The sequence below is a fragment of the Aquabacterium sp. genome, assembly GCF_004297345.1.
In the GTDB taxonomy this organism is placed as follows: domain Bacteria; phylum Pseudomonadota; class Gammaproteobacteria; order Burkholderiales; family Burkholderiaceae_C; genus Aquabacterium.
Genome location: NZ_SCTN01000324.1, coordinates 1 through 2721, shown reverse-complemented (window position 1 = coordinate 2721; position 2721 = coordinate 1). Strand labels below are relative to the sequence as shown.

Sequence of the window (2721 nt, the reverse complement as noted above, 5' to 3'; positions counted from 1 at the left end):
CCAGATCAGCCCGGCCTTCCTTGAGCAAGGTGAGGGGATCGGCATGAAAGCCGGCCACCAGATCCACTTCGACTTCCGGCCAGCGTTGGCGAAAGGCGTGCATCACCGGCATCAGCCAGTCAAAGCAGGTGTGGCATTCCAGGGCAATGCGCAACTCGCCCTTGGTCTCGCCTTTCATGCGCTGCAGATCGCGTTCTGCCGCACCAACATCGTTCAGTACCGTGCGAGCCAGGGCCAGCAGGCGCTCACCCGCAGGCGTGAAACGCAAGCCCTGACGTGTGCGCTCGAACAACGGCGTGGCGTAGTGTTCTTCCACGGCCCGGACCTGGTGCGACAGCGCAGACTGCGTCAGGTGGACACGATCGGCTGCCGTGGCCAGTTTGCCGGTGTCGGCAATGGCGATCAGGGAGCGCAGGTGGCGAATTTCAAGCATGAGCGATATGGTAACTACATCGCCATGCTTGAATTGTGTTCATCCCTGATCCAGAGGGGGCATCAGCACTTCGCCATTCGGCCCCCAAGCCACTTGCGTGATGCCCGGCTCCAGTTCTTCCAGCAAACGAGCCTCATGTACTTGTGGTGACAAGTCGCCGCGCAGCAGGCGCATGTCGTCTGCCAGATGGCGCATTTCTCGTTCTCGCTCGCTTCTGTGAAGGGCCTGCTCGATCTGATCGACCAGGTCTGCCTCGTCCCAAGGCTTGGTCAGATAGCGAAAGGCCTCCACATCGTTGATGGCTTTCATGATGGTGTCGACCTCGGTCGACGCAGACAGGATCATGCACACCGCGTGTGGCTGGATGGCCTTGGCTGCTTGCAGGAAGGTGATGCCGTCCATCTGGGGCATGCGGTAGTCGCTGAGGATGATCTCGAAGGTGGACTCTCGTGCACGCGCCAGGGCCTTGAGCGGATCGACAAAGGCCTCCATGCGCACGTTGAGTGGCAGGCGTCTGCGCAACACGCGCAGCAAGGCATTGGTCACATTGGCTTCGTCATCCACGATCATCAGTTTGCTCATGGGGTCTCCTTGGCTGGTCGCGTGGCCAGCAGAATGGGGCGTCCGTTGCGGCGTTCGAACAGGCGGATGCGTTTGATCAGATCGGTGGTGAGCACGTGCTCGCTGGCCAGCAACAGCACGCCTTGTGGCGAGAGGAAGTCGCGGGCCATGATCATGCCGGCCTGCAACTCTTCCGGCCTCAGCAAAACTGCCTGTGCGTCGTTGACGGCCTGACCGGGGCTGTCTTTGTGTTCGCTCTCATGGGCAAACAGGCTCATGAAGGCATCCAGCACATCAGGGTCGAACTGCGTGCCCCGGCCGCGCGCAAGAAGGGCCCGGGCATCGGCTGGTTTGATGTGCTCGCTCACCAGCCGCCCGTTGACCAGATCCTCGTAGGCATCGGCCACGGCCAGGATGCGCGCCTCCAGCGGAATGTCCTGTCCTGCCAGCCCATCTGGGTAGCCCTGGCCGTCATAACGCTCATGGTGTGCTCGAATCACGGCGGCCACGTTCTGCATGTCGTCCTGCCCCATCAAGGCTTGCTCGCCCAGTATCGGGTGCATGCGGTACTGCGCGGCCTCCGGAGGCGTCAGCTTGCTCACGGGTTTGTTGAGCAGCGCGTCAGGCAGGCCGATCTGCCCGATGTCATGCAGCAGCGCACCGATCAGCACGTCGTTGGTTTGCGCGTCGTTGAGCGATAGCGCCTTGGCCGTTTTCAGGCTCAGGTCTGCCACATGCCGCGCATGGCCCATCAACTGGCCGCCTCTCAATTCGAGCAGGTTGGAAAACGTCTTGATGGAGTTGAAGTAGTTCTTCTTGACGCGCTCATTGGCTTGCTCCAGCTCTTTCGTTCTGTCGGCCACCAGGGCTTCGAGGTTGGCGTTGAGGTGCTTGAGCTCTTCGTTCTGTTCGCGCGTCAGCGTCTCCAGGCGCTGTTTTTCTTCCTCCAGGAATTTGTGCTCGAAGGCCTCCTTGATGGTCAGCAACAGCTCGGCGTCGCTCCAGGGTTTGGTCAGATAGCGGTGCACCTGGCCTTCGTTGATGGCGGCGATGGTGGCGCTGACATCGGAGTGCCCGGTCAGCAGCAGGCGTGTGATGTGAGGCCAGCTGCCGCGAACCTTGACCATCAAGTCGGCCCCGCTCATGCCAGGCATGCGCATGTCGGAGATGAGCAGGTCGACAGGCTCGCGCGCCATCAAGGCCAGGGCGTCCGCGCCGCTCGATGCCGTGAGCACCCGGTGGCCTGATCCGCGCAGCAAGCGCACGAGTGCCGCCAGGATATAGGGCTCGTCATCCACGCACAGGATGGTGCGTTCTGCAGGAGGCTCAGTCTCGTCGTTCTCGGGATGTGATGCGGGGGCGGGCGCGCCAACTGCATCCAGCTCCGGGATGGGGAAGTCATGCGGCGAGCCTTGTTCGGCCGGTTCGGCCAACGGCTCATTGAGGATGGCCTCAATGTCGAACGTCACAGGCTCGTTGCTCAGTGTCTGGGCGGCTTGTGCACTCATACCCGCGCCTCTGTACTGTGGTGGCGAACGGGCAGGGTGATGCGAAAACAGGTTCCCTTGCCGGCCTCGCTTCTCACATCGATGTGGCCGTTGTGCTTTTGCACGATGCCGTAAGACAGCGACAGCCCAAGGCCCGTGCCCTTGCCAACCGGCTTGGTGGTGAAGAAGGGGTCGAACACCTTGCCGAGATGCTCCTTGGCGATGCCGCAGCCGTTGTCC

Annotated in this window: 4 protein-coding genes; all 4 read right to left on the bottom strand. The window is 61.9% G+C overall.

Features of this window, described 5'->3' with window-relative positions:
• Window positions 1–433, bottom strand: a 433-nt coding sequence (locus EPO09_RS11535; protein WP_290643211.1) for a LysR family transcriptional regulator, incomplete at its 3' end; no start/stop codon positions are given.
• 39 nt (window positions 434–472) lie between these two features.
• Complete coding sequence (locus tag EPO09_RS11530; RefSeq protein WP_290643209.1) at window positions 473–1015, bottom strand: response regulator; 543 nt, start codon at window positions 1013–1015, stop codon at window positions 473–475.
• A complete protein-coding gene (locus EPO09_RS11525) occupies window positions 1012–2502 on the bottom strand; it encodes an HD domain-containing phosphohydrolase (protein ID WP_290643207.1) in 1491 nt (496 codons plus the stop codon). The genes EPO09_RS11530 and EPO09_RS11525 overlap by 4 nt, the downstream gene beginning before the upstream one ends.
• On the bottom strand, window positions 2499–2721 hold a 223-nt coding region (locus EPO09_RS11520; RefSeq protein WP_290643206.1), incomplete at its 5' end, for an ATP-binding protein. The genes EPO09_RS11520 and EPO09_RS11525, both read right to left, overlap by 4 nt.

What these genes read in the sequence shown, in the direction of transcription:
- EPO09_RS11530 (WP_290643209.1), bottom strand. Translation starts at nt 1,015, where the DNA reads ATGAGCAAACTGATGATCGTGGATGACGAAGCCAATGTGACCAATGCC.
- EPO09_RS11525 (WP_290643207.1), bottom strand. Translation starts at nt 2,502, where the DNA reads ATGAGTGCACAAGCCGCCCAGACACTGAGCAACGAGCCTGTGACGTTC.